Origin of the sequence: Arthrobacter sp. TS-15, assembly GCF_006964045.1 — a bacterium.
GTDB lineage: Bacteria > Actinomycetota > Actinomycetes > Actinomycetales > Micrococcaceae > Arthrobacter.
Genome location: NZ_SDXQ01000024.1, coordinates 1 through 25,639 on the forward strand (window position 1 = coordinate 1; position 25,639 = coordinate 25,639).

Here is a 25,639-nt window from a genome sequence, read left to right on the forward strand (position 1 = left end):
CTTCAGGGGAGCAGTTCAGGATGTGAGAGAGCGTTGGCGGGACGGGCATGGGATGTGAGAGAGCGTTGGCCGGACGGGCGTGAGATGTGAGAGAGGGACGGCCGGAAGGGGGTGGGATGTGAGAGAGGGACGGCGGAAGGGGGTGGGATGTGAGAGAGCGTGGGGCCGGTACCTTTGAGACATGGCAATTCCCGACGTCGTTCTCCTCACCAAAGCTGACTGCCACCTCTGCACGGAGGCTCGTGCCGCCGTCGAGCGTGTCACAAAAAGTCTTGGCGTTCAGTGGACCGAGCAAAAGATTGACGGCGACCCCCAACTGCAGGAGCGGTTCGCAGAGGAGATCCCGGTGGTGCTGGTGGACGGTATCCAGCGCGATTTCTGGAAGATCGACGAGCAGCGACTTACCCGGACCTTGAAGAAAGTCCTGGAGGGCTGAGGGTGGGGTTACCCGCAGGTAATGGCTTTTGTTGAGTCCGCCCGAGGGTCATAGAGTGGAACAACAAAGCGACGCAATGGAGAATACCGTGACTGCGCTGGAACCGTCCCCGGAAGCCACAACCGGAGACAATGAGCCTGCCGCCAAGCAGATCCCGCCCGCGGCCGTGGCCCGGATGACCCTCTATTTGCGTGCGCTCAACTCTCTTCTGGCCGAAGGCGTTGAACGGGTTTCCTCTGAAGCACTGGCGGAAGCCTCGGGCGTTAGCTCATCCACGCTCCGCAAAGACCTTTCCTACGTTGGTTCCTACGGGACCCGCGGCGTAGGTTACGAAGTCCAGAACCTGAGCCGCCACATAGCAGCAGCCTTGGGGCTGACCCACGACTGGAAGGTGGCGATTGTGGGCGCCGGCAACCTCGGCAAAGCCCTCGCCCGGTACGGCGGCTTCGAGTCCCGAGGCTTCGACGTCGTAGCCATTTTCGACGCTGACCCCATGGTGATCGGCAATGAAGTGGGTTGGTTGCGGGTCAGTGACTCAGCCGAGCTGGAACGGGTCCTGGAACGGACCCACACCAACATGGTGGTGCTGGCCCTGCCTGCCACGGTGGCCCAAGCCGTGTGCGACCGCGTCATTGCCGCAGGCATCCGGAGCATCCTCAGCTTCGCCCCGGTACTGCTGCAGGTCCCGCCGCACGTCAACCTCCGCAAGGTGGACATGGCAACCGAGCTACAGATCCTTGCCTACCACGCACAGCGGGCGCAGACACCGGGCCAGGCTGTTTAGCCTTCGCCGGGTCCGCGCCCGCGTGTACTGCTCGGAAGCGTGGGTGTTTAGCGCCCGTACGGATTCTGGTACGGGTTGCCGAAAGGCTGTGCCTTGCGGAAGTACGGCGCCGACGCCGGCAGGTACAGCAGAACGATCGCGGCAACACCCAGCAGGATCACAATGAGCTGCAGGACGCCGTAGGTGGCACCGAACTGGAACAAGCTGGTGAGGCCCAGAACAGAAATGGCAGCGAAGACCGTGCCCAGGATCCTTGCCCAGTTCTTGCCCTTCCGGACAGGGAAGGCAACCAGTGCGTAGAGGCCCAGGGAAATAAAGGCACCCACGATGGCACTGACGCCAATGACGCCACGCATGCCTTCCATGGACCCTTCAGGCAAATCGGTACCCTGCTGGGCCGCCTGCTGGTTCATGGCATTGATGAAGGCATCCGCACCGGTGGTGGCCAGGATAATCGAGCTGATGGCGGATAGAACTCCGGCGGCGATGATCATCCAGAAGGCGTAATTGACCATCTGCGGGACGGTGGTGGGTCCGGGCTGCTGGCTTGGCCAGTTGGTGTCCTGGCCGTACTGCGGAGCTGCGGGAGGCTGACCATACGGGGAGCCCTGCTGACCGTATTGCGGTGCGGCGGGGGACTGCTGACCATACTGCGGCGCGGCTGGCTGGCCATACTGCGGCGCGGCGGGAGACTGCTGGCCGTACTGCGGTGCGGAGGGGGACTGCTGACCGTACTGCGGTGCCGGGGGCTGGGAGCCGTTTGTGCCGGGCTGGTTAGTGTCGCCCGGGTTTGACGGCGGGTACGGAGGGTTGCTCATGGCATTCCTTTGCTTGTTCGACTGCTGGTGCGGCCGCCGGGATCAGCAAAACGACCCTGCCCCCAGCGTGGTTCTGCTACCACCGTACCTCCAGGTCCTTGCGCTGCAGACGATCACACGCAGGTATTTACAGCTGGCGGGAAAAATCATCATGTGGGCTTACGCCTTCATGATGAAGGCCGCGGGATCCCTGGGGATTCAACCGCGGCCTTCAGCCTGCATTTGCGTCGAAAACGCCCGACGGCGGCAGCTGGGTACGTGTCAGGCGTGGCCCTTGACTGCCTTGAACCACAGTTGTGAATTAGGTAGCCACATCAGTACCACGGCTACGGCGCTGACCAGGAAGCCGAACCAGTTGCCACCCAAGCCCATCCCTGAGCCTCCGCCGCTTGCTGCACCGAAGATTGCCAGCAGGAGGGAGATGCCGGCCAGGATGGTCAGGGCGAGGCGTGCCCACTCTTTGCCTTCCTTCATCTTCATGGCCAGGACCACCTGGGCGGCAGAGACGGCCAGGGTGAGCAGAAGGAGGATCAGTGCGATGGCAGCGAATCCTGGAGCGAACGCGAAGGCGGCGATCACCGCGAAGAAGGCGATGAGGCCAAACAACAATCCCAGGAGACCGGAGATCACCCAGATGAAGTAGGAAACCTTCAGTTCCGTTGGCAGGCCCTGGGTTTTGAACATTCCCGAGAATCCGCCCTGGGGCATGACGTCGTTGAAGTTTCGCGGTCCGTCAGTGGGCATTTCAAAGTGGAAACCCGGCTGGCCGGGTGCGGGCTGGGCCGGTCCGGGCTGTGAGTATTGGCCGGGTTGCGACGGCGGCTGGTAACCCTGCGGTGGCTGGTAACCCTGGGGCGGTTGGTAGCCGGAGGGAGGGACGTCGCCGCGCTGCGGAGGTTGGGGACCCGCAGGAGGAACATTGCCGGGCTGCGGAGGCTGAGCGCCGGGCTGCTGTGGCTGTGGTGTTTCGTCTGGGGTACTCATGGCATCACTTTAGACCGCAGGTTGAAGGATGCATAGGAAATTCGGAGCTAACGCGCAGCTAAATACAGGCCTTTTGCCGAACAATTGCGAGGTGACTTCTCCCTACGCGAAACGGCGCCCCCACAGATTGGACTGTGCAGGGCGCCGATTGCGGACGCGGGCCGGCAGAAGCCGGCCGGGTGGTGAAGGACTACGCGGCAGCCGGTGCGATGAAAGCGAGTTCCAGGTTGATGACAACCTTGTCGCTGACCAGGACGCCACCGGCTTCGAGGACGGCGTTCCAGGTAAGGCCGAAGTCCTTGCGGCTGATGGTGGTTTCACCGGAAACGCCGGCGCGGGTGTTGCCGAAGGGGTCCACTGCTACACCGTTGAATTCGGTCTCGATGGAAACTTCCTTGGTCACTCCCTTGATTGTGAGATCGCCCACGAGGTCGAAGCTGTTTCCGTTGGCCTTGACGTGCCGGGACACGAAGGTGATTTCCGGGAACTTCTCTACGTCAAAGAAGTCTTCGCCCTTGACGTGCCCGTCGCGGTTGACGTCGCCGGAGTCGAAGCTGGCGGTCTGGATGGTGGCGGTGACCTTGGAATCGGTCAGGGTTTCGCCAACTTCCAAGGTGGCCGTGGCGTCCTTGAACTGGCCGCGGACCTTGCTGATGCCTGCGTGGCGGACGGTGAAGCCGATTTCGCTGTGGGAAGCGTCGAGGGTCCAGGTGCCGGTGGTGACGGAAGCGGGGAGAGTCATCATGGTGTTGCTCCTATATCAAGTGGTGGGTACTGCGTGCTTGTCCGGTCGAGCTCATTGCTTGAAGCGTCAACCGAGCTTCGTACCCAGTATAAACATGCATATGCATCTTTTATTCCAACTCCACGGAACATTTCGGGAAAACTTTGAGTTCTACTAGCGGTAGAAGATTTCGGATCGCCCCGCTTCTTTGAGAAACTGGTAAACATGCCCCAAGCAACTGTCCATCTGCTTCGCCATGGCGAGGTCCACAATCCCGACGCCGTCCTCTATGGCCGGCTGCCGGAATTCCACCTCTCAGAGCGTGGCCGGGAGATGGCCCGGATGTTGGCGGACCACTTCACGGCCCGCGCCAGTGAAGGTGCCAAGATTGTGCATTTGGTAGCCTCGCCGCTGACCCGCGCCCAGGAAACAGCCATGCCGACCTCCGAGGCGCTGAACCTGGAGATCACCACTGATCCGCGCATCATCGAAGCCGAGAACCACTTTGAGGGACTCCATCCCACCAAGAGCGAGTTCCTCAAGCCCAAGCACTGGTTCTACTTCCGGAATCCCCTGCGGCCTTCCTGGGGCGAGCCCTATAAAGAGCAGGCGGCCCGCGTTCTGGCGGCTGTGGAAGACGCGCGGGTGAAGGCGATCGAGCTCGGTGGCGACGGCGCTGAAGCCATTCTGGTGAGCCACCAACTTCCCATTTGGTCAACCCGTTTGACCGCTGAGGGCCGCCGCCTCGCGCACGATCCCCGCAAGCGTGAATGCACCCTCACCTCCCTGACATCCTTGACTTTGGACGATGCCGGCAAGATCGTGCGCGTCGAATACTCCGAGCCTGCTGCCGTTCTGCTCCCCGGCGCGGCGAGCACCCCGGGGGCATAGAGGCATGGACAACAATCTTTCACGCCGCGGCGTGCTGACCGCCGGAGGAGTTCTCCTGGCAGGACTGACCATGGGCCTGTCCGCATGCGCTCAGGAAGACTCCCTTGCCAAGCAGGCCAAGGCCGGCGATAACAAGAACTACGTGGCAGGCGACGGCTCGGTGACGGAATTCGCGAAGGCTGACCGCGCAGCTCCGGTGGCGCTCAAGGGCACTTTGTTTAATGGACAGACCGTCAAGCCTGAGGATCTCCAGGGCAAAGTCACCGTGCTCAACTTCTGGTTTGCCGCCTGCGCTCCGTGTCGCATCGAAGCTCCCCAGCTTGAAGCCCTGCACCAGGACTTCAAGGACCAGGGAGTCCAGTTCTTCGGCGTTAACCTTCGTGACGAAAAAGCCACCGCTGAGGCCTTCGACAAGACCTTCAACATCACCTACCCGAGCTTCGATGACAAGGACGGCGCAGTGCTGCTGTCCGTGTCCGGCATTGTCCCTCCAGGTGCGGTTCCCACCACCCTGGTCCTGGACAAGGAAGGCAAGGTTGCCTCCCGCGTGCTGGGCGAGATTGAGAAGAGCACCCTAAAGGCCCTCATCACCTCCGCAGCGGCGGAGTAGCACCCATGAACAGTCCATTCGCCGAGACGATCCTCAACGGATCACTGCTGCTGGCTGTGCCGGTGGCATTGCTGGCCGGGCTGGTCTCCTTCCTTTCGCCGTGCGTCCTGCCGCTGGTCCCTGGTTACCTTGGCTACGTCACGGGACTGACCGGCGTCGACCTCCAAAAGCAGCGGCGAGGCCGTATGCTGGCCGGAATCGGGCTGTTCGTCCTGGGATTCTCGGCGATTTTTGTCCTCTTGGGCGGTGCTTTCGGTCAGCTTGGAACGTTGTTGACGGGTCCGCAAAACGCCTGGATCACTCAACTGCTGGGCATCCTGGTGATCATCATGGGCGTGGTGTTCATGGGTGGTTTCGGCTGGCTCCAGCGGGACGCGAAAATCCATGCCAAACCGCCGGCAGGCTTGTGGGGTGCTCCGCTCCTGGGGCTGACGTTCGGCTTGGGTTGGGCGCCCTGCATTGGTCCGACGTACTCCGCGGTACAGTTGCTGAGCTTGTCCGGCGGTTCGTCGGCGGCCAAGGGTGCCCTCCTGGCGTTCGTTTACAGCCTTGGCCTTGGCATTCCGTTCCTCCTGATTGCGTTGGCCGTACGCCGGGGCATGGGAGTCATGTCCTTCTTCCGAAAGCATCGGCTGGCCATCCAGCGGATCGGCGGAGGCATTCTGATTTTGCTCGGCATCCTGATGGCCACCGGAGTGTGGGGAGCCTGGGTGACCGAGTTGCAGTACTGGTTCCAAAACGATGTGAAGTTGCCAATCTGATGAGCGAGTCCGTGAAAGCCAAGAAGAAGTCACCAGCCGCTGAGAACACAGCGGACGGAAAACTCCAGCAGGCCAAGTCCGAGGCTGCCCTGCCCGCGCTTGGTTTCAAGGGCATGCTCCGGTGGTCCTGGACCCAACTGACCAGCATGCGCACGGCTCTGTTCCTGCTGCTTCTGCTGGCCGTTGGCGCGGTCCCGGGTTCCCTGTTTCCGCAGCGGCCGGCCAATCCGGTGGTGGTTACTGACTGGATCAGGAACAACCCAACAACCGGCCCATTCCTGGACGCCCTCCAGATGTTCGACGTCTATTCCTCGGCCTGGTTCTCGGCCATCTACATCCTGCTGTTCATTTCCTTGATCGGCTGCGTTACTCCCCGCGCCATTGCCCATTACAAGGCCATGAAGTCTCAGCCGCCGCGCACTCCCAGGCGCCTTTCGCGCCTGCCGGAATACGGCACTCTGGCGCTGCCCGCCGACGCCGGGATCCCGGCGTCGAAGGCCGTCACCGATGCCGCCGGGCTGCTCAAGAAGCGCGGCTACCGCGTGGAAGTCAGGGACGTCGACGGCGACCTGCCGTCCTTGGGTGCCGAGCGCGGCTTCCTGAAGGAAGTGGGGAACCTGGTGTTCCACACCTCATTGATCGGGGTGCTGGTGTCCGTGGCCATTGGTGGCCTTTTCGGGTACAGCGGCCAGCGAATCCTGGTGGAGGGCGACACGTTCGTCAACACCCTGGTGGGCTATGACCAATTCACTCCGGGTACCAACTTCCAGAGCAGTTCACTCCAGCCGTACTCCATGCAGTTGGACAAGTTCGAGGCCACGTTCGATCGCGGTGAGTCTCCCGGCAAGGCCGGCCAGCCCATCGATTACACCGCTGAGGTGACCACCAAGGAAACCCCTGATGCGCCGGGCAAGAAGGAAACACTGAAGGTCAACGACCCCGTTTCCCTCGGAGGAACCAGCCTTTATCTCACCGGAAACGGCTACGCGCCCATGGTCACTATCCGCGATGGGGAGGGCAACGTCTCCTTCGAAGGGCCAGTGATTGCCAAGGTCCAGGGCGACAACTATTACTCGTCCGTGGTCATCAAGGTCCCGGATGCCAAGCCGGAACAGCTGGGCTTTGTGGGCTTCTTCCTTCCGACGGCGTTCGTTACAGAGACCGGCACCTCGTTCAGCGCTTCCCCGGAACTCTTCAACCCCCAGCTGAGCCTGAATTCCTTCTATGGTGACCTCGGCCTGGACAAGGGCGTGCCCCAGAACGTGTTCGAGCTGGACGTCAAGGACCTGAAACCACTCAACGCCCGCGACCTCGCGGCAGGCGGCATCACCTTGACGCCCGGAGCCACCGTGGACCTGCCCGAAGGCAAGGGCAGCATCACATTCGATGGCGTCAAGAAGTACATCGGCGTGGACATCCACCACAACCCCGGCCAGCTGTACGCCTTGATCTTCGGTTTCCTCGCAGTCGCCGGTCTGGTCATGTCGCTGTACATCAACCGCCGCCGCGTCTGGGTCCGCACCGGAACCCACTCCGATGGCCGCACCATGGTGGAATACGGCCTGCTGGCTCGCGGCGAAGACCACCGCCTCGCCGGTGAAGCAGCAGCCCTCCGCGAGATCTTTGCCCGGGAATGGAACATCCCGGAAACGCCGGCCACGCCGGACACCGCTACAACAACTGCAGGATCTTCCTCAACCTCGAAGGACCAGTAATGCCCGTCATCAACGAAACCCTGGGCCAGTACAGCGAGCTGTTCATGCTGTTGGCCGCCGGCACGTACACCGTGGCGTTCATCGCCTTTGCCTGGGACCTGGCCAAGAGCAGCAAGATGCTCCGCGCCGTGGACCAGAAGGCTGCGGCCAGCACCACCGACCACAAGGTGAGCGTTGCTGCGGGCCGTGTCGCGGCAGGTTTGGGAGGTCCCGACGCCGGTGGGCCGGCTGGCCGCGCCGAGCGTCCGACGTCGGGCCTCACCGTTGAGGGCGGTACCGCCGCCGGCGACATGAAGTACGCAGGCGAACGCCGCGCTCCTGCCCGCGTGGCCGTCGCGCTGACCGTGCTGGGTGTGCTGATCCATGGTGCGGGTGTGGTGACGCGTGCCTTCGGTGCAGGCCGCGTGCCGTGGGGCAACATGTACGAGTTCCTCACCACCGGTGCTTTCGTGGCAGTGGCTGTCTTCCTTATAGTCCTCATCCGTAGGGATCTCCGCTTCCTGGGCACGTTCGTGATCGGCTTGGCCATCATCATGCTGGTAGCGGCTTCGGCTGCTTTCTGGACTCCAGTGGGCCATTTGGTTCCGGCGCTGCAGAGTTACTGGTTGATCATCCACGTCTCCATCGCGGTGCTGTCCTCTGCACTGTTCACCCTGACGTTTGCCATGTCCGTGCTGCAGTTGCTGCAATCGCATCGCCAAAAGAACCTGGCTGCCGGCCGTGCGGACAAGTTGGGCTTCATGCGCCTGGTTCCGAACGCCTTGAGCCTTGAGAATCTCTCCTACCGCATTAACGCCATCGCTTTCATCGGCTGGACGTTTACCCTCATGTTCGGGGCGATCTGGGCCGAGAAGGCCTGGGGCCGGTTCTGGGGCTGGGACCCCAAGGAAGTGTGGACCTTTGTGATCTGGGTGGTCTACGCGGGCTACCTGCATGCCCGGGCCACACGCGGTTGGACCGGAACCCGTGCCGCATGGTTGTCAATTGTTGGCTACGCCTGCGTCATCATCAACTTCACGCTCGTCAATACCGTTTTCAACGGTCTGCACTCCTACTCGGGGCTTTAGGCCGAGGGGCCTGCCGCTTTGGCCCTCTGAGCAGGGGCTTTGCTCCTGCACGCGGATGACGGTCGCGGAGTATGACAAATCGGTGTAGCAATCATGACAATTTGGTGTTGCAACTAAGCCTTTTGCCCGTCAGGGGCAGGTGCTACCTTGTTCAGGACCCGCTTGTGATGCAGCCCGCTAGCGACGCGCCGTGACCTTTTCGAGGTAACCATGAGCTATGTTCTCGCCATCGATGTCGGAACAAGTTTTACCGCCGCAGCCCTTGTCAAGCCCTGCCAAGGACCCACTCCAACCCCTGAAATTCTCTCGTTGGGATTGCATGGCAGTGCCGTGCCCTCTGTACTGTTTTATGCCGGCGACGGCCGGGTGCTGGTAGGAGAAGCCGCCGAACGTCGCGGTCTGGACGACCCCCAACGCATGGTGCGGGAGTTCAAGCGCCGCATAGGTGACTCCGTTCCCCTCGCTGTGGGCGAGGGCTGGCTGGCACCCGAGGACGTGTACGCCACCATGGCCCGATGGGTGGTGGACAAGGCCCAAGAGCGCGAGGGCACCGCGCCGACGTCGATCATCATGACCCACCCTGCAGCGTGGGGTCAGCACCGCACCTCACTGGTCCTGGCAGCGCTCACCATGGCAGGCCTGCAGGACATCACCCTGATCAGCGAGCCGGAAGCGGCTGCGCTGCACTACGCCTCCCAAACGCGCGTGGAGGACGGCAGCATCATCGCGGTGTACGACCTCGGCGGCGGTACGTTCGACACCGCAATCCTTCGCAAAGCCGGAGCGGGCAACTTTGAGCTATTGGGCCGTCCGGACGGCATTGAAACTCTGGGCGGCGCCGATTTCGACGCCGCCGTCCTGCGCCACGTCATGGGTCACCTTGGCGACGGCCCGGCCATGGACCCGGCCTCTCCCGAGACCTTGGCTGCACTGGCACGGTTGAGGCGGGAATGCCGGGAAGCCAAGGAGGCACTCTCACTGGACAGCGAAGCCAGCGTGGCCGTATCCCTGCCCGGAACCCAGACGTCGGTGCGGCTGGTCCGTTCCGAATTCGAGGCGATGATCGAGGCCCCTGTCAGGGATACCGTGGACGCCCTCCAACGCAGCCTGAGAACCGTCAACCTCCAAGCCCAGGATCTCAGCGCAGTGCTGCTCATCGGCGGGTCTTCCCGGATTCCACTCGTGGCAGAGCTGATTTCCGTGGAACTTGACCGTCCAATCGCCGTTGACGCCGATCCCAAATCGTCTATCTGCCGTGGCGCTGCTGTCGCTGGCCTGCTCTCGCAGGGGGCGGACGCAGTGGATGCCGCGGCAGCCTCGGCCACGGCCGCTTCAGCTCCGGCCGCTGCAGCTCTGCCATCCGGGCCTGTAAAAACAAGCGCGGCGGCTGCGATGCGGAGGCCGCACGTCCCGGGCAGGGCTCCGGCATTCAACCACCCCAAATCCGGTGTGACCACACCAGGCCGGCATGCCCCGCGGCCCCGCGTGCGGATGGCGGCAGCAGCCGCTGCGGCCGCTGCCGCGCTGACCATCGCGACTGCCACGGCGGCCCAAAGCCCCGAAGGCTCAGGACTGCTGGCCACCATGTTCGGCAATCAGGCAGCGGATGTCATACGCGACGGCGGTGCGCAGGCAGCCGGGGCACAGGTTCCCGGCGCCCAAGGCAACGGCGCTGGAGGCGCAGGTGCTTCGGTCCCGGTTGTCGGAGGACTGGCGGGCGGACTCGAAGCGAGCGCCAGGGCGGGCGTCACGAGGGCTGGATCCAACGGAAAGGCGCCAGCCAAAGGTGCAAACACTCAGGGTACGAACCCCGGGTCAACCAGCGCGGGTACCGGTGGTACAGGAAGCGCCGGGTCCGGCTCCGGAACCACTGCCGGGACGGGAACCGGCGCGGCCGGCACCACCCCACCGGTTGCGCCGGGGGCGTCCACCCCACCGACTACACCGGCTCCGGGTACTCAGACGCCGGGCACTCCGGCTCCAGGTACCCAGGCTCCAGGTACCCAGACCCCGCCAGCGACCCCTGCACCTGATCCCACAGGAGGTGCCGCCAGCGGACCGACTCCGCCACCGACCACAACACCGCCAACGACCGAGCCCACCACCCCACCGGTAACAGAACCGACAACACCTCCGAGTACTCCCGCGGACCCAGTGACTCCACCCCCAACGCCGGAACCGACCGTGCCGGCGCCCGAGCCGACGGTGGTCCAAGACCCTCCACCCCCGGCACAGGAACCAATACTGCCGCAAGAGACCACACCGCCGGCCGTCCCTGACCCGGCTCCGTTACCAACGGAAACCAGCCCCGCTGCGGATCCGTCGCTGCTCTCGGCGGTCTAACCCATGACGGGACATGACCATATGCCCGGCCACTATGGTCCCGGCGCAGAAGATCACCCCCTCACAGCGACAACCGATACCTGGGACGCAGCAACGGCACGGTATGCCTTGCTGAAGGAAACTCCACCTGCCCGCACCCGTGCAATGCAAAAAGAGCTGGTGGACAAGACCATTCAGGACGGCCAGCACTTGGGGGAACTGGCCCGTGACCTTGCGCGGACGGGTTTCAAGGATCCCCGCGTGGTGGCTGAGCTCGAACGCTGCGCAGATGAAGCGCTGGAAAATGACCCGCGGCTGGCTGCAGAGCTCTACGCCGAAGCTCTTTTGGCCGGGGGTGACGAGGCCGCCAAGGCCGCAAGACGCGCCCAGGCTGCTGCCGCGACTGGTGATTTGGATGCTGCAGGCAGAATCGCGGACAGACTCCTGGCCGTGCCCGAGGCACCGGACCTGCGACTGGGAGTAGACGTAGCCTCGGCGGTCTGGGCGCAGCGCGGAATGCTGTCCCGGAGCGCCGATACTTACAGCTGGCTTGGGCCGAACAGGATCGATGGTTCGGCACCCCTTGCTGCTGTGGCCATGATCGGGACCGGAAATGCCGCGGCTGCCGAAGAGTTTCTGGCAGCTGCTCCGCCGAGCGGTTCTCCGACGCTCCTGGCAGTGGCGTTGTCACTGACCCAGGAAGGGCTCCGCCGAACCTTGGGGCCGGCCCCGGAACTGGCGCTGCCTGAGCTCATCCGGGCCTCGGACATGATGAACGCGGCAGGCACATCCATCCCCCTCCCGGAAACACCCGGAGCCTTGGCCGCCTTATGCGCTCTCCACAGCGGGGAGCCGGAGGTGGCGGACACAGTGCTCAAAGCAGCGCTGGCGGCCGGTCAAGGGGGCGACGCAGCGCGACCACGGCTGTTCCTGTTGCGGGCGTGGTCCTCCATGCAACAGGACAACGCCGATGACGCCATCCTGGCCATCAACGAGGCCCTCAAAGCCAACCATTGGTCCTTGGCACCAAGGGATGAGTTTTTGCTTGCGGCACTGGAGGTGGGCCTTGCCCGGCGCGGCAGTGACATGCACGAGCTCGTGCTTGCCTGGGAGAGAGCCCGCGAAGCGATGATGCATGTGTCCGTGGATCTCTTCAGCCTCCTGCCGTGGGGCGAACTCATGATCACCGCGGCCCGGCTTCGGGAATCAAGGAGGGTTGGCCATTACCTGGACAACGCCTGGGAGCTGCTGGGCAGGCTGGGCAAACCGCCCTTGTGGTCCGTTCCATTGCACTGGGCGGCGGTGCAGGCGGCTTTGCTCAGCGAAGACCCCGCCGGACTGGCACCACACGCTGCAGCACTCGTGCGCGCCTCTGAACACAGCCATCTGGCGTCCGTGCTCGCCACAGGCGGCAAGGCGTGGGTCTCCGTCCTGGCAGGCCGATTTGAAGCGTCCGACGTCGAAACAGCGGCCCGTGGGTTGGCCGCCGTCGGGATGCCTTGGGAGGGCGCGCGCTTGGCGGGCCACGCCGCCGCGCACGCGGATGAGCGACGAGACATGGTGAAACTACTGGCGTGCGCCAGGGATATTCATCCCCAAAGTGCAGCACCGCCTGCCGGGGCGGCCCAACGGCCAGAGGACGCGCGCTCTAGCGCTACAGCTCAACCCGTCATGGACTTTGGCAATGGTGGTCCCGGAACTCCCGACACCTCAGGGCTCAGCGCCCGGGAACGTGAAGTGGGCCGACTCATCCTTGAAGGCAAGACCTACCGGGAGATCGGTGAGGCCATCTATATCTCTCCCCGCACGGCGGAGCATCACGTGGCACGTATGCGGCGACGTCTGGGAGCGGAAAACCGTTCGGAGCTCTTGGTCCGGTTACGGCTGGCGTTGGGGGAGGGGTACCCGCCTCCGTAGGCGGCATACCCCTTCACCCCCTAACGGGAAACCCCGCCATCCCCTAACGGTGGGTGACTGGGTAGGGGGACCACCCCCGATGCCCGGACCCCCGGCCCGGCAATACGTTGAATGCAAGCCCGGCAAAGGCGCCGGGCCAACCACACACCACAGAATTTGAGGGAGCACTCCAATGCCTACACTCGCACAACAGCTCGTGCAGTTCCTGATGAGCCTGTTCAATGATCCTGATGCCGCTGAAGAGTTCGTCCGTGATCCGGAAGCTGCGCTCGCTGCAGCGGGTTTGCGTGACGTCTCGTCGGCCGACGTCGACGCCGTTCGTCCGGTTGTCCTGGACTACGCACCCATCAGCGCCCGTTCCTCGTTCGACCGCGAATACAACACTGGCGGCAATCATGCTTCCACCGGTGGCGGGGGTGCCTGGGGCGGCCGTGACGACGATGATCACCCCCACGGTGGTGGCGGCGGTGGCGGCGGACGCCCGGACCATGATGACGACGATCACGGACATGGCGGCCACGGTGGCGGCGGCGGTGGCGGCGGCTGGGGTGGACACGACGACGACGATCACGGACATGGCGGCCACGGTGGTGGCGGGGGCGGCGACCACGGTGGCCACGACGGCGGCGACCACGGTGGCCACGACGGCGGCGGTCACGGCGGCGGTGGCGGTGGCGGCGACTGGGACGACCACGCACATGCCGTTCAGCAGCTGGTCCACGTGGTGAACAATTACTCCTACACCACCACCATCGACGACCGCGACACCATCACTGACCAGTCGGTGAACCAGAACATCTGGGCCGACGGCGATGTCACGCAACTCTTCAACCAGGACGCTGTGGTGGCCTCCGGCGACGGCGCTATTGCTGCCGGCGACGACGTCAGCAATTCGGGCAACACCACCACGACTACAACCACTACCACCACCGATGACCATTCAACGGATAACTCGGTGAACATTACGGAGTCCGGCGACGGTGATGTTGAAGTAGGCAACACGGACATTGAGGTCAAGGATTCGTTCAACGACAACTCCGATCATTCGGTGACCAAGGACTCCTACAACACCGATGTTGATGTTGATGTGGACATCGAGGACTCGTTCAACACGGACAACTCCGTGGACAACTCGGATAACTCGGTCAACGTCTCGGATTCGTTCAACGACAACTCTGACAACTCGGACAACTCGGATAATTCCGACAACTCCGTCACGGACAACTCCGTGAACGTCACCGATTCGTTCAACGACAACTCCACGGATGTGGACGTCGAAGACGTTCAGCTCATCAACGAATCCATCGTTGTACAGGACAACGAGCTGGAAGTTGATAACTCCACCGACATCGACGTCGAGGACGTGCAGGTCAACTACGACTCCACGGTCATCCAGGACAACGAGCTGGAACTCGAATACACCAACGTCGAGGACAACACCGTCATCGCCGACAACGAACTCGACGTTGAGGTTGAATACAACGACATTGATGATTCGATCGTCGTCGCCAAGAACGATGTGGAAATCGACTAGCACCAGGAAGGTCCAAACGTCGTAAAGAATTTTTGACACAACATTTACGAAAACCCCAGCAGTGCCCGGCAGACGCCATAACGTTTGCCGGGCACTTCGTGGCCTCTTCACTGGAGCGGCGCTGGAAAACAAGGGACAAAGGACAGACGGTGACGGAAACAGGACGCATGACCATCTTGGTGGAACAGGGCATGGCGCTGGCAGGGGACCGGAACGACCTCCGGCGTCGTCTGGAAAATACCCTCACCCGCCTCAGCGATCCCAGTGTCCGTGTGATCGTGGTGGGCGAGTTCAAAAAAGGGAAGAGCCAGCTCATCAACGCGCTGGTGAACGCACCTGTCTGCCCGGTGGATGACGACATTGCCACCGCCGTCCCAACAGTTGTGCGGCACGGGGACCCGGCGTCGGCGGTCGTTCTCGTTCCCGCCCAACAAAGCAGCGGACCGGAGGCCGAAGGAGATGCCGGAGGACGCGAAAACGGCTTGGAAAGGCAACCCGTCCACCTGGATCAACTCGCGGAATACGTCTCAGAGAAAGGTAATCCGGGCAACGCGAAGAACATCGTGGCCGCAGAAGTGTCACTGCCCCGGAAGCTGCTGAGCGGTGGACTGACGATCGTCGATTCCCCTGGCGTTGGCGGACTGGGCTCAACACACACACTGACCACGTTGACTGCCTTGCCATCGGCCCACGCCATGGTGTTCGTCTCCGATGCATCGCAGGAATACACCGAACCGGAGATGCGGTTCCTGAGTCAAGCGATGCGCATCAGCCCGAACGTCCTGTGTGTGTTGTCCAAGACAGATCTTTATCCCAGTTGGCGCCAAATCGCTGAGCTGGATCAAAGACACCTGGCCAGCGTCGGGCCCGATATTCCACTCTTTCCAGTGTCCTCGGAGTTGCGGCTCCATGCGTCGCGGCTGCAGGACCAGGAATTGAACGCCGAATCAGGATTTCCCGCGCTGATCGGCCATTTGCGGAACAACATTGTGGGCGGGGCGGCCAGGATGCAACGCAGATCCGTCAGCAACGACCTTTTGTCTGTCACCGAAAACCTTCGGCTGGCTTTGCAGTCGGAACTTGAAGCCTTGGAAAACCCGGCAGGAACACCACAAATGATCGCTGGCCTGAACGCGGCGAAGGAGGACGCGGACTCGCTGCGCAAACGCTCCGCCCGTTGGCAGATCACCCTCAATGACGGCATTGGTGACCTGATCGCCGACCTGGAGTACGACTTGAGGGACAGGCTCCGCCGGATACAACGCGAGGCCGAAACTGCCATTGATCAAGGGGACCCTGGACCCGCGTGGGAGCAGTTCACGCAATGGCTGGAACAGAGCACGGCAGCGGCGGTTTCAGATACCTTCGTGTGGACCAGCGAACGTGCGCAATGGTTGGCCACCCAGGTGGCGGAGCACTTCTCAGAGGAAGTGGTGGCCCTCCCCGCCTTGAAAGTGGCAGACACCGGCGGCGTACTGGACCCTGTAGCCGACATCCAGGAGATGCAGGATGGCAGGCTCGGGCCGCTGCAGAAAGTGCTGATCGGGATGCGCGGGTCCTACGGAGGCGTACTGATGTTCGGCCTCCTGACGGGCATCTTTGGGATGGCCCTTATCAATCCGCTATCGGTTGGGGCCGGCCTGATGCTGGGACGGAAAGCCTATAGGGAAGACAAAGAAGCGCGCCTGAAACAACGCCAGTCCGAAGCGAAGGTGCTGGTACGGAAGCACGTTGATGATGTTGTGTTCCAAGTGGGCAAGCAGCTCAAAGACAGGCTGCGGCTGGTCCAGCGTGCCACACGCGACCATTTCACGGAGATCGCCGAAGAGCACCACCGTTCCCTGACAGAATCCGTTGCGGCCGCACAGAAAGCGGCAGCCACGTACGCGGTTGAGCGGGACATGAGAATCAAAGAGATACGGAACCAGCTCACAGCAGTGGACGCCCTGGCGAAGGCCGCGCATCAACTGCACCAAGAGCCACCCGCAACCGCCCAGGCCAACAACCTGCCCCCATCCACCACGTCAACGTCGGCGGTCCCGGCAGGATGATGGACTCGGGCATCGCCGGAGCATCTGACCTGCTCCGGCAAGCAAGGGAGGCTTTCCAGCACGACGCAGCGGCTCTGGCAGTGGTGGAGGAGCTCGAGGGCAGGCTGGAAGGGCCGTTGCGGGTAGCCGTGGCCGGTATGGTCAAGGCCGGCAAATCCACTCTCCTCAATGCGATCATCGGAGAAGAAATCGCGCCCACCGATGCCGGGGAATGCACCCGAATCGTCACCTGGTACCGGTACGGGCATACTCCCAGGATTACGCTTCATCCCATCATCGGGGAGCCGCTTGCGCTCCCGGTTACCCGTGAGGATGGCCGTTTGATCTTCAGCTTGGGCGATGTCCGGCCTGAGGACGTGGAACGCTTGGTGGTGGATTGGCCGGCAGCGAGCCTGAGGGAGCTGACGCTGATCGATACCCCGGGGATCGCCTCGTTGTCCCGGGATGTGTCAGGGCGCTCCGCAGAATTCCTCCTACCCGAGGACGCCCCCATGGCTGCCGATGCTGTCATCTATCTCATGCGGCATCTTCATGCCTCCGACGTCAGGTTCCTCGAGTCCTTTAAGGACACCGCCGCGGGTCAATCCGGGACTGTCAATGCGTTGGCGGTCCTGTCCCGGGCCGACGAGATCGGTGCGGGAAGAATCGACTCCCTCATCTCCGCCGCGGTGATCGCTGATAGATACAGCAGGGACCAGAACCTCAGGCCGCTTGCGCTGGGCGTCGTGCCGGTTGCCGGGCTGCTTGCGCAAAGCTCGCGGACCATGCGCCAAACGGATTTTGAAGCCATGCAGGTGTTGGCGCTGATGGACAGGAACCAGCGGGAAAGGCTGATGCTATCAGCGGACCTCTTTGTCCGGGCCAGCGAACCCGCTGAGCTGACACCGGAAGCCAAAGCGTTCCTCGTGCAAAGATTCGGCCTTTTCGGCATTCGCCTTGGTGTTGCACTGATCCGGGGCGGAATCAGCAACCCCACGGAACTAGCCCATGAGTTGGCACGGCGCAGCGGACTTGGCCAGTTGCTCCAGAATATCGCCTCTTTGTTCCAAACCCGGGCGGACGCACTCAAGACCCGTGCCGCCGTCGTGGGTTTGGAAGCTTTGCTGCGCGGTTCACCGCGGGATACCGTGCTTCCGCTGGAAGCCGGCTTGGAGAGGCTGCAGGCTGGCGCGCACGAGTTCCGGGAGTTGAAACTCCTAGGGACGCTGCGAACGACGGGACTAAGCCTGACCCCGGAGTTGTCTGCGGAAGCCGAGCAGTTGGTAGGCGGCCACGGCAGTACCCCCCAGCTGAGGTTGGGCTTGGATCCCGGGGCAACCCCGGAGCAGATCAGTGAGGCGGCACGGAACGCCTTTAACCGTTGGCGGTTAATCGCGGAAAACCCGCTCACTGAGCCGGCCGCACTGGACGCATGCCGCGTAGTCCTGCGCAGTTGCGAAGGGATGTTGGCCGCAATTCCGGCCGTTCGCTAAGAAAACCGTTCGCTCAGCAGCCAGCTGGTGGTGGATGGGAGAAACAGCAGGATCAGGCCAGCAGCGGCCAGGATGAATTGGGCCGCCAAGAGCACAGTTGTCAGGACGCCATCGGCTCCGGGCGCCACCACGAAGTCGGCGGTGATGACGGTGACCACAGCGTGCAGGAGGACCAGCGGGGCCAAGGCCCAGCGCGCCCAGATGCGGCGTCTAAACAGGGCCGCCAGCAGGGTCGCTTCCATGGCCACCACCAGGGCCAGCATGGCGAGGCTTCCCAGGAACACCACCGCAGTGGCCCCCTCCACTGCATTGGCGTCGCCCTCGGGAACCATGCCTCCGATGACCCCCTTCAAGCGTTCGAAGTGGGAATCACGGCCCAGAAAGCCTGTGGCCACCACGGCTATCCCCGCCACGAAGCTGGCCACCCATAGTGAGCGCGACCATCGCGCTAGTGCGGGAGGTTTGACCACCGCTGCTATGGGCGGGGGCGTGGAAAGTGAAATGCCGGGGCGCGGCGGTGGTGCGGAGGGTGACGCGGGCCCGCTGACTGATGGCGTGGAGGAAGGTGTCTGCCGTGATCCATCAGGTTGCTGGGCCATGTTCCCTACTTCAGCTCGTCCGTATCATGCGGATCCGGCTCGGTACGCTTGGCATCGCCGGGTTTGAATCCGTTGTTTTTGGCGTCGCCGCTGCCATCGCCGGGCTTCTCGCCAAGATCGCGTTCCTTGGCTTCCAAGTCCGCTTTGAGCTTTTTCAGGCGATCGTCTTCAGCCTGGTTACGGCGGCGGGTTTCCAGGTTGCGGAGGAATTCGGGGTCGTCATCCGGAGCTGTGGGCTGGCGTCGAACCGGTGCGGCTTTGGGTTTGTTGTAAGGGCGGCCGAAAATGAACCAGAGGATCGCGCCCAGCAGCGGGAGGACGATCATCACAATGATCCACGCGGGTTTGGAGATCCCGCGTGTCTGGTGGCCGTCGGTGCGGATGACGTCCACCAAGGCATAGACAAAGATGACCAATACAATGACGACGCCTACAACCCGGAGCATGCACCAAGTCTAGTCGCCGGAAGCCAATCACTGGACGCCCTCTTGCGGCTGTGATCAGAGTGCAACCATCCGGGCGGCTAAACTTGGATGGTGGCTTTCCTGAAGTATTCCCTCATCCGCCTGGCACTGTTCGTGCCGTTGTTCGTGTTGTTCGCCTTTTTGGGGGTTGGTTGGATCCTGGCTGTGGTGTTCGCCGGTCTGATTGCCTTCGCCATCAGCTACCTCTTCTTCCAAAAACAGCGCGACGCCGCCACTGCGGCCATGCGCGAGCGTTTCTCCGGGCGGGCCAAGCCGATTCGCACCGCGGGTGAGGTTGAAGACGCCGCAGCCGAGGACGGCTTGGTAGAGAAAAACCCGGACATCGCCGTTAACAACGACAAACGCCCGGGCTCTGTCTAGGAGTTTTTGTACAGCTAACGCCCCTAAGAAGGCTTCTTGGGGGCGTTAGCTGTACAAAAACTCGTATAAAGGTTTAGAAGCCGCGGCTTAGGATCAGCCCCAGCGAGAACAGCAGGCTGTAGCCGAGGTTGATCATGCCGGTCTGCTTGAGGACCGGGATGAGGCTCTTGCGCTTCTTGCCGTTCACCATCAGCCAGGCAGGCATGAGGCACGCGGGGATCAGCAGCAGGACAATGAGCATCCACGGTTTGGTGGGTGCCAGCACGATCACCAGCAGAATGGCGACGGCCAGCATCAGGACGTAGCTTTCACGGGCATGCCTGTCACCAAGCCGCACAGCAAGGGTGCGCTTTCCTGCTGCCGCATCCGTGGGGATGTCCCTCACGTTGTTGGCCATCAGCAATGCGCAGGCAATGAGCCCGGTGCCGATCGCACCAATCACCGCGGCGAGGCTGACCTGCCCGGCCTGGGTGTAGGTGGTGCCAAGGGTGGCCACAAGACCGAAGAACACGAAGACAAAGACGTCACCCAAGCCCAGGTACCCGTAGGGATTCTTCCCGCCGGTGTATCCCCAAGCTGCCAGGACGCAGCCAATGCCCACCAGGATCAGCCACCACGTCTGGGTAATGATCACCAGGATCAGGCCGCAGATCATCGCCGCCCCGAAGAGCGCGAAGGCTGCCCATTTCACCTGCTCCGGTTTGGCTGCGCCGGAACCCACCAAGCGAAGAGGACCCACCCGGTCCTCGTCCGTCCCGCGGATCCCGTCCGAGTAGTCGTTGGCGTAGTTGACTCCGATTTGAAGCAAGAGAGCCACAAGTGCCGCCAGGATCGCGTTCGGCAGCCGGAAAGCCTGGAGCTCGTACGCCGCTGCCGAACCGATGAGGACCGGCGCAATCGCCGCGGGCAGTGTGCGGAGCCGGGCTCCTTGAATCCATTGTGCAGCTGTCGCCACGTGTAGTACCTCGTGTATTTCGCGGTTGATCTTGAGTCAGGCTCGGGAGGAAGAACGTGTCTATTGTCCCTGATGCAGATTGGAAAGCAGGTCAATCATGGCCATGCGGTCCGGTTTTCCGTTGGGAAGCATCGGCAGTTCCTTCTCGGCCAGCACCGTCTTGGGTGCAAGGACGCCCAGTGCCTCTTCGCGTCGGGCGGTGAATCCCTTCACGCCTTCGGGCGAGGGATCGGTCACGGCAACGTAGGCTGCCACGGCCTGGCCCCATTCGCGCGACGGGACGCCGGTCACGAAAGCCGCGGTGACGCCGTCGAGCTCTTCCAACTTGCCTTGGATGTATGCGGCGGAGGCTTTGACGCCGCCGGTGATGATCACGTCATCGGCGCGGCCCAGAACCGTAAGCTTGCCGTCGTCGGACAGTTCCCCAAGATCCCCGGTGATGTACCAGCGGGTCCCGTCTTCCTCGAAGAACGCAGCCTTTGAAGCCCGGGCAGCATCCATATAGCCTGCCGCCACGGTGTCGCCACCCAGCAGGATGCGGCCTTCCAGTTCGCCCTGGCCGATGCGGACCTCGACGCCGTCCAACGGCTCGCCATCGTAGACGCACCCCCCGCAAGTCTCGGCTGAGCCGTAGGTGGTCACCACCTTGAGTCCCTGCTCCCGGGCAGTGCTGAGGAGTTCAGCCGAAGCGGGTGCGCCGCCCAGCAGAATCGCGTTGAAGCGGCGCAGCACGGCGAGGGTTTCGGGCGCGGGGGAGTCCAGCAGCCGCTGGAGCTGCGTGGGCACCAGGGAGGTAAAACGGATCTTGTCCGTGAGTTCCTCGGCCGCTGCTGTGAAGGCCTCAGGCGTGAAGCCCTTGGACTGGTCCATGACCCACGGGCGCGTGCCCGCATACAGCGAACGGACCAGCACCTGAACCCCGGCCACATACTGCAGGGGGAGGGCCAGCAGCCACTGGCCTTCGCCGCGCAGGGCCATGGCTGTGGACACGGAGGACGCAGCCAGGGCGTCAATGGTCAGAACGGTGGCTTTGGGCGTCCCCGTGGAGCCGGAGGTGCGGACCACAACGGCTGCCTCTTCGACGCCGGTCTCCACCGGAACCGCTTGCGGCTCGCCGAGTTCGTCCACGACGATTTCGACGGCGGGGCCCTCGCCGTGGAGGGCGGCCATCAGGGCTTTGAGTATGGGATCGATGTCCACCGGGTGTCCTAGAAGTAGTAAGGGAAGTTGGACCAGTCGGGATCGCGCTTCTGGAGGAACGCTACTTTGCCCTCCACGGCCTCGTCCGTCATGTACGCGAGGCGGGTGGCTTCGCCGGCAAATACCTGCTGCCCGGCGAGGCCGTCGTCTGCCAGGTTGAAGGCAAACTTGAGCATGCGAATGGCCTGCGGAGATTGGCGGGCGATGTCCGCGGCGTATTCCAGGGCCACTTCTTCCAGCCGTTCATGATCCACGGCCTCGTTGACAGCGCCCATCCGGACCATGTCTTCGGCAGAGTATTCGCGGGCCAGGAAGAAGATCTCCCGCGCGGCCTTCTGACCGATTTGGCGGGCCAGCAGCGCAGAGCCGTATCCGGCGTCGAAACTTCCCACGGTGGCGTCGGTCTGCTTGAACTTGCCGTGCTCGCGCGAGGCGATGGTGAGGTCGCTGACCACGTGCAGCGAGTGGCCGCCACCGGCCGCCCAACCATTTACCACAGCGATCACCACTTTGGGCATGGTGCGCATGAGGCGCTGGACTTCAAGAATGTGGAGGCGGCCGGCGCGGGCGGGGTCTATGGTCTCCTGGGTATCCCCTTCGGCATAGCGGTACCCGTCCCTGCCGCGGATCCGCTGGTCTCCGCCGGAGCAGAACGAGTGGCCGCCGTCTTTCTCCGAGGGGCCGTTACCCGTGAGCAGGACGGTGGCGACGTCGGGTGTCATGCGGGCATGGTCCATGGCGCGGTAGAGCTCGTCCACGGTGCCCGGGCGGAACGCGTTACGGACCTCGGGGCGGTTGAAGGCGATGCGGACCGTGGGGAGGTCCTTGACGGAGCCGTCCGTTGAACGCTCAACCTGCCGGTGATAGGTCATGTCTTTGAAGTCGTCGAAGCCGGAAACGGTGCGCCAGCGTGAGGGGTCAAAGACGTCGGAAACCTTGGCAGGGAGTTGGTTGTTCACACCCTGAGTCTAGTAATGGCCTTAGCTGATGCAGAACTCGTTGCCCTCGGGGTCGGCCATGGTGTGCCATTCGTGGGGTCCTTGGTTGGCGGTCCATAAGTGTTTGGCACCGCGTGCTTCCAGCTGTTTACGCACGTCGTCCTTGTCACGGCCGTCCAGGCGGACGTCCCAATGGACGCGGTTTTTGACGGACTTTTGGTTGGGATCCGTTTGGAACAGGATCCGCCGGCCCGTCTTGGGGTCTTTGTCCTCGGCGGGCACAATTGCGCAGCCCTCGGCCCACACCAGCTTGCCCTTGTGGGTGATGGTCTGGGCCTCGGTGGCGTGGCCCTGCTCGATCATGGAGCGGATAAAGGCCTCGTCCTGGGGCTCCACGGTCCACTCAAGGGTTTTTGCCCACCAATCGGCGAGTTCGTGGGGCTTCTTGCAGTCGACTACTACCTGGATGTTCAGTGTCATGCCCTCAAGCTATTCCCGACTGCGGGTGGCCGGGTAGGGCCTTGCGGTCAGCTTCCGTCCGCGTTACCACTAATGCCAGTTAGTTGGGGAGGAGTTCGGGCGGGACGGCGTAGATGAGGACCACGGCCATGAGGTTCTTGGCGGCGTGGACAAAATAGGAGAACATCAGGTTCTTGCCCGTCCACACGTACACCGCCACCAGCACCACGGCCATGCCCAGGTAGGGAGCCAACGCAGGCAGTGCGAGTCCTTCGCGGCCCACCACGTGGATCGACGCGAACACCACCACAGAGATGACGCAGCAGAGCCAGATGTTCAGGTACCGCGACAACTTGCCGATCAGGAGATGCCGGAAAAGGTACTCCTCCACGAATGGGCCCAGGATCACCAGCAGCGGCACCATCAACCACGCCGGCACCTGTTGCAGCATGCCCTGGATGCCCAGCTGGTTCTCAGAGCTTTGGGCGCTCCCGAAGGCCGCCACCAGCAGGGCTGTAAGGATCAGCATCACCACGATGGCCAGCGGCACCATGCCCAGCGTGAACCATGGACGGGTCCCCAGGATTTTGAGGTCGCGCCCGGCTACGCGCCAGGCCGACGCCACGGCGAATATTCCGACGCCGGCATAAAAGATCGCGTTGACGGCATAAGACGCTGTGGCAGGGTCCGCAAAAAGCTGCAGCATGAGCCGGTTGAGCGTCTCGCCAGCCAGCAGGAAGTAGGCGGTGAAGCCAACATATGCGGCCACGGCAATGGCGTCCAAGACAGTAAACCTGTACAACGGTGCCTTGGTGGAAAGAGAGCCCATGTGACCAGCCTAGCTTTGCCGGGTGGCAGTTGCTTGGCTACACTTTTCGGTATGCCTAACTTTTCGTTTCGGCGCGCCAAAGACGTCCGCCGTTTCGCTGCTGTCCTTACCGCGATCTCACTTGCCCTGGGAGTCACCGCGTGCGGAGGGAATTCCTCGGCCGGAAGCGATGACAAACCGGTGGTGCTCACAACGTTCACCGTGCTGGCGGACGTTGCAAAAAACGTTGCAGGAGACAAACTGCGCGTAGAGTCCATCACCAAAGCCGGAGCTGAAATCCACGGCTATGAACCGACGCCAGGCGATATTCGGAAAGCCGCCCAAGCCGACCTCATCCTTGACAACGGGCTGAATCTCGAAGCCTGGTTCGCCCAGTTCGTCGAAGACCTTGATGTGCCGCACGTAGTAGTCAGCGATGGTGTGGAGGTCATGCCCATTGCCGAGGACTCCTACCAAGGCAAGCCGAACCCCCATGCATGGATGTCGCCCAAGAACGTTCAGATCTACGCCAACAACATGGCCACGGCTTTCGCCAAGCTGGCTCCTTCCCACGCTGCCGAGTTCGAAGCCAACGCGAAGGCCTACAACACCCAACTTCAGGCCGTGCAGGACGAGATGGTATCCAAACTGTCCGTCCTTTCGGAAAAACAGAGGGCGCTGGTCACCTGCGAAGGCGCATTCTCCTACTTGGCCCGCGACGCAGGCCTCAAAGAGGTGTACATCTGGGCTGTGAACGCGGAGCAGCAGGCCACGCCGCAGCAGATCACGCGGGCCATCGAATTCGTCAAGGAGAACCAGGTTCCGGCCGTTTTCTGTGAATCCACGGTGTCCGACGCACCCATGCAGCAGGTTGTCGGAGCCACCGATGCCAAGTTCGGCGGGGTGCTCTACGTTGATTCCCTCTCTGAAGCGGACGGGCCCGTTCCCACGTACCTGGACCTCATGCGCCATGACGCAAAGGTCATCACCACGGCGCTGACAGGAGGAACCTCATGAGCACACCCACGATCGCTGTTGAGGGCGTCACGGTTCACTACGGTGACGTCCTGGCCCTGGACAAGGCATCCCTCACCTTGGAGCATTCGCGGATCTGCGGATTGGTGGGCATGAATGGCTCCGGCAAGTCCACTCTGTTCAAAGTCATCATGGGCATGGTCAAACCGGATTCCGGCAGGGTGCTCATCAATGGTCAACCTCCGGTGAAAATGCGCAAGGACGCGGGGATCGGCTACGTTCCCCAAAGCGAAGACGTTGACTGGGCATTTCCCCTGTCCGTCCGGGATGTGGTGATGATGGGCCGCTACGGGCACTTGGGATTCACGCGCCGGCCCCGTAAAGCCGACCGGGACGCCGTCGAGCATGCTTTGGAACGCGTGGAGCTGAGCGAGTACGCCGACCGGCAGATCGGTCAATTGTCCGGTGGGCAGAAAAAGCGGGCTTTCGTTGCCCGCGGCATTGCGCAAGGCGCCACCATGATGCTGCTGGACGAGCCGTTCGCGGGCGTGGATAAACGGTCTGAGGCTACTATCACCAGGCTGCTCCGCGAGCTTGCGGACAACGGAGCCACCATCCTCATCTCCACCCATGACCTACACGCCCTGCCCCAACTCTGTGACGAAGCAGTGCTCCTGATGCGCAAGGTGCTCATGCATGGAAGCCCGGACACCGTGCTCCAGCCGGAGAACCTCGCCATGGCCTTCGGCCTCGATGTCATGAACAGGGGCTAAG

At 62.7% G+C, this 25,639-nt stretch carries 25 protein-coding genes; 15 read left to right on the forward strand and 10 right to left on the reverse strand.

Going from position 1 to position 25,639, the window contains the following annotated elements; translation table 11 throughout:
- Positions 1 to 181: 181 nt before the first annotated feature.
- Positions 182 to 436, forward strand: coding sequence for a glutaredoxin family protein (locus EU811_RS08740; RefSeq protein ID WP_142938093.1), 255 nt, complete (start codon positions 182 to 184; stop codon positions 434 to 436).
- 76 nt (positions 437 to 512) lie between these two features.
- A complete protein-coding gene (locus tag EU811_RS08745) occupies positions 513 to 1,220 on the forward strand; it encodes a redox-sensing transcriptional repressor Rex (RefSeq protein WP_142938094.1) in 708 nt (235 codons plus the stop codon).
- Between the two features lie 47 nt (positions 1,221 to 1,267).
- Here EU811_RS08745 and EU811_RS08750 read toward each other — a convergent pair whose 3' ends face one another.
- From EU811_RS08750 to EU811_RS08765, 3 genes are all read right to left on the reverse strand, one after another.
- Positions 1,268 to 2,038, reverse strand: coding sequence for a hypothetical protein (locus EU811_RS08750; RefSeq protein WP_142938095.1), 771 nt, complete (start codon positions 2,036 to 2,038; stop codon positions 1,268 to 1,270).
- Positions 2,039 to 2,299: 261 nt separating this feature from the next.
- On the reverse strand, positions 2,300 to 3,022 hold the full coding sequence (locus EU811_RS23870; RefSeq protein WP_166841798.1) for a hypothetical protein: 723 nt from the start codon (positions 3,020 to 3,022) through the stop codon (positions 2,300 to 2,302).
- A gap of 190 nt (positions 3,023 to 3,212) precedes the next feature.
- The gene (locus EU811_RS08765; RefSeq protein WP_024817916.1) at positions 3,213 to 3,764 is read right to left on the reverse strand and encodes a YceI family protein; all 552 of its coding nucleotides are present in this window, start codon (positions 3,762 to 3,764) and stop codon (positions 3,213 to 3,215) included.
- Between the two features lie 207 nt (positions 3,765 to 3,971).
- Here EU811_RS08765 and EU811_RS08770 point away from each other — a divergent pair, with 207 nt between their 5' ends.
- From EU811_RS08770 to EU811_RS08815, 10 genes are all read left to right on the forward strand, one after another.
- Positions 3,972 to 4,637, forward strand: coding sequence for a histidine phosphatase family protein (locus EU811_RS08770; RefSeq protein WP_142938096.1), 666 nt, complete (start codon positions 3,972 to 3,974; stop codon positions 4,635 to 4,637).
- 4 nt (positions 4,638 to 4,641) lie between these two features.
- Positions 4,642 to 5,247 carry a TlpA family protein disulfide reductase gene (locus EU811_RS08775; protein WP_142938097.1) on the forward strand — a complete coding sequence of 202 codons (606 nt, stop codon included), beginning with the start codon at positions 4,642 to 4,644 and terminating at the stop codon, positions 5,245 to 5,247.
- 5 nt (positions 5,248 to 5,252) lie between these two features.
- Positions 5,253 to 6,008, forward strand: coding sequence for a cytochrome c biogenesis CcdA family protein (locus tag EU811_RS08780; RefSeq protein ID WP_142938098.1), 756 nt, complete (start codon positions 5,253 to 5,255; stop codon positions 6,006 to 6,008).
- Positions 6,008 to 7,723 (forward strand): cytochrome c biogenesis protein ResB, encoded by a 1,716-nt coding sequence (gene resB / locus EU811_RS08785; RefSeq protein ID WP_142938099.1) that lies wholly within the window; start codon positions 6,008 to 6,010, stop codon positions 7,721 to 7,723. Before EU811_RS08780 ends, resB begins: the two co-directional genes overlap by 1 nt.
- Positions 7,723 to 8,790 (forward strand): c-type cytochrome biogenesis protein CcsB, encoded by a 1,068-nt coding sequence (gene ccsB, locus EU811_RS08790; protein WP_142938100.1) that lies wholly within the window; start codon positions 7,723 to 7,725, stop codon positions 8,788 to 8,790. The genes resB and ccsB overlap by 1 nt, the downstream gene beginning before the upstream one ends.
- Positions 8,791 to 9,000: 210 nt before the next feature.
- On the forward strand, positions 9,001 to 11,133 hold the full coding sequence (locus EU811_RS08795) for an Hsp70 family protein (protein ID WP_142938101.1): 2,133 nt from the start codon (positions 9,001 to 9,003) through the stop codon (positions 11,131 to 11,133).
- 3 nt (positions 11,134 to 11,136) lie between these two features.
- Positions 11,137 to 13,029: a LuxR C-terminal-related transcriptional regulator gene (locus tag EU811_RS08800; RefSeq protein WP_142938102.1), complete on the forward strand. Its 1,893-nt coding sequence runs from the start codon at positions 11,137 to 11,139 to the stop codon at positions 13,027 to 13,029.
- A gap of 172 nt (positions 13,030 to 13,201) precedes the next feature.
- Complete coding sequence (locus EU811_RS23510) at positions 13,202 to 14,563, forward strand: IniB N-terminal domain-containing protein (RefSeq protein ID WP_160147630.1); 1,362 nt, start codon at positions 13,202 to 13,204, stop codon at positions 14,561 to 14,563.
- Positions 14,564 to 14,712: 149 nt separating this feature from the next.
- Positions 14,713 to 16,614 (forward strand): dynamin family protein, encoded by a 1,902-nt coding sequence (locus EU811_RS08810; RefSeq protein ID WP_142938103.1) that lies wholly within the window; start codon positions 14,713 to 14,715, stop codon positions 16,612 to 16,614.
- Positions 16,611 to 18,086 (forward strand): dynamin family protein, encoded by a 1,476-nt coding sequence (locus EU811_RS08815; protein ID WP_142938104.1) that lies wholly within the window; start codon positions 16,611 to 16,613, stop codon positions 18,084 to 18,086. Before EU811_RS08810 ends, EU811_RS08815 begins: the two co-directional genes overlap by 4 nt.
- Here EU811_RS08815 and EU811_RS08820 read toward each other — a convergent pair.
- Together EU811_RS08820 and EU811_RS08825 are read right to left on the reverse strand one after the other, a co-directional pair.
- On the reverse strand, positions 18,083 to 18,685 hold the full coding sequence (locus tag EU811_RS08820; protein ID WP_142938105.1) for a hypothetical protein: 603 nt from the start codon (positions 18,683 to 18,685) through the stop codon (positions 18,083 to 18,085). The two genes, EU811_RS08815 and EU811_RS08820, sit on opposite strands and share 4 nt — an antisense overlap.
- A 5-nt stretch (positions 18,686 to 18,690) precedes the next feature.
- Positions 18,691 to 19,131 (reverse strand): PLD nuclease N-terminal domain-containing protein, encoded by a 441-nt coding sequence (locus EU811_RS08825; protein WP_142938106.1) that lies wholly within the window; start codon positions 19,129 to 19,131, stop codon positions 18,691 to 18,693.
- Between the two features lie 87 nt (positions 19,132 to 19,218).
- On the opposite strand from EU811_RS08825, the gene EU811_RS08830 reads away from it, so the two are divergent.
- Positions 19,219 to 19,530 (forward strand): DUF4229 domain-containing protein, encoded by a 312-nt coding sequence (locus tag EU811_RS08830; protein WP_142938107.1) that lies wholly within the window; start codon positions 19,219 to 19,221, stop codon positions 19,528 to 19,530.
- A gap of 73 nt (positions 19,531 to 19,603) precedes the next feature.
- Here EU811_RS08830 and EU811_RS08835 read toward each other — a convergent pair whose 3' ends face one another.
- From EU811_RS08835 to EU811_RS08855, 5 genes are all read right to left on the reverse strand, one after another.
- A complete protein-coding gene (locus EU811_RS08835; RefSeq protein ID WP_142938108.1) occupies positions 19,604 to 20,485 on the reverse strand; it encodes a 1,4-dihydroxy-2-naphthoate polyprenyltransferase in 882 nt (293 codons plus the stop codon).
- A 60-nt stretch (positions 20,486 to 20,545) separates the two neighbouring features.
- Positions 20,546 to 21,685 (reverse strand): AMP-binding protein, encoded by a 1,140-nt coding sequence (locus tag EU811_RS08840; RefSeq protein WP_142938109.1) that lies wholly within the window; start codon positions 21,683 to 21,685, stop codon positions 20,546 to 20,548.
- A gap of 8 nt (positions 21,686 to 21,693) precedes the next feature.
- Positions 21,694 to 22,644 (reverse strand): 1,4-dihydroxy-2-naphthoyl-CoA synthase, encoded by a 951-nt coding sequence (locus EU811_RS08845; protein WP_142938110.1) that lies wholly within the window; start codon positions 22,642 to 22,644, stop codon positions 21,694 to 21,696.
- 21 nt (positions 22,645 to 22,665) lie between these two features.
- Complete coding sequence (locus EU811_RS08850) at positions 22,666 to 23,103, reverse strand: VOC family protein (RefSeq protein ID WP_142938111.1); 438 nt, start codon at positions 23,101 to 23,103, stop codon at positions 22,666 to 22,668.
- Positions 23,104 to 23,182: 79 nt separating this feature from the next.
- Positions 23,183 to 23,911 (reverse strand): CPBP family intramembrane glutamic endopeptidase, encoded by a 729-nt coding sequence (locus EU811_RS08855; protein ID WP_142938112.1) that lies wholly within the window; start codon positions 23,909 to 23,911, stop codon positions 23,183 to 23,185.
- Positions 23,912 to 23,962: 51 nt separating this feature from the next.
- Here EU811_RS08855 and EU811_RS08860 point away from each other — a divergent pair, with 51 nt between their 5' ends.
- Complete coding sequence (locus tag EU811_RS08860; protein ID WP_142938113.1) at positions 23,963 to 24,907, forward strand: metal ABC transporter substrate-binding protein; 945 nt, start codon at positions 23,963 to 23,965, stop codon at positions 24,905 to 24,907.
- Complete coding sequence (locus EU811_RS08865; RefSeq protein ID WP_142938114.1) at positions 24,904 to 25,638, forward strand: metal ABC transporter ATP-binding protein; 735 nt, start codon at positions 24,904 to 24,906, stop codon at positions 25,636 to 25,638. The genes EU811_RS08860 and EU811_RS08865 overlap by 4 nt, the downstream gene beginning before the upstream one ends.
- Position 25,639 lies beyond the last annotated feature (1 nt).